The organism is Roseovarius dicentrarchi, from assembly GCF_003316635.1.
Lineage (GTDB): Bacteria > Pseudomonadota > Alphaproteobacteria > Rhodobacterales > Rhodobacteraceae > Roseovarius > Roseovarius dicentrarchi.
Map to the genome: position 1 here is coordinate 1 of NZ_QNQP01000085.1, position 602 is coordinate 602.

A 602-nucleotide genomic window follows, 5' to 3' on the forward strand; every position below is an offset into this window, starting at 1 on the left:
AACTGTGTTTGCTGCGATCTGGATGCACGCCAGCCGACGATCTTGTTGGCAAACGTATCGATGACAAATGCCACATAGACGAACCCTTGCCAGGTCGAGACGTAAGTAAAATCCGACACCCACAGTTGGTTGGGTGTTGTTGCGCGGAACTGCCTGTTCACCCGATCCAATGGGCATGGCAGGGCTTTGTCCGGCCACGTTGTCTTGAACTTCTTGCCGCGACGGACACCTTCGATCCCAATATCGCGCATAAGTCGTTCGACAGTGCAGCGCGCCAGATCAACCCCTTCCCGACGCATGGCACGCCATAGTTTGCGAGCACCATAGACAGACCTGTTATCGTCCCAAACACGCTTCAATTCAGGGCGCAATTCGGCATCCCGCTTGGCGCGATCCGACGCTTTGTCTGGATCACTCTCAACGGCCAGATGCGCATAGAATGTCGAAGGGGCGATCTGCAAAACACGACAGATCGGCTCGACCCCACATACCTCCCGGTGCTCTTTGATAAACCGGATCATTTCCGAAATGGGCGGTCGAGCTCCGCCTGTGCAAAATACGCCGATGCTTTCCTGAGGATTTCATTGGCTTGTCGAAGCTGG

The 602-nt window shown here is 55.0% G+C and carries 1 pseudogene and 1 other annotated feature; the pseudogene reads right to left on the reverse strand.

The annotated features are described in order from the left end of the window. Positions 1-602, reverse strand: a pseudogene (locus DQ230_RS16960) (IS3 family transposase); the annotation flags it as partial. Next, positions 447-563: a sequence feature (AL1L pseudoknot), on the reverse strand. Its footprint overlaps the pseudogene before it by 117 nt.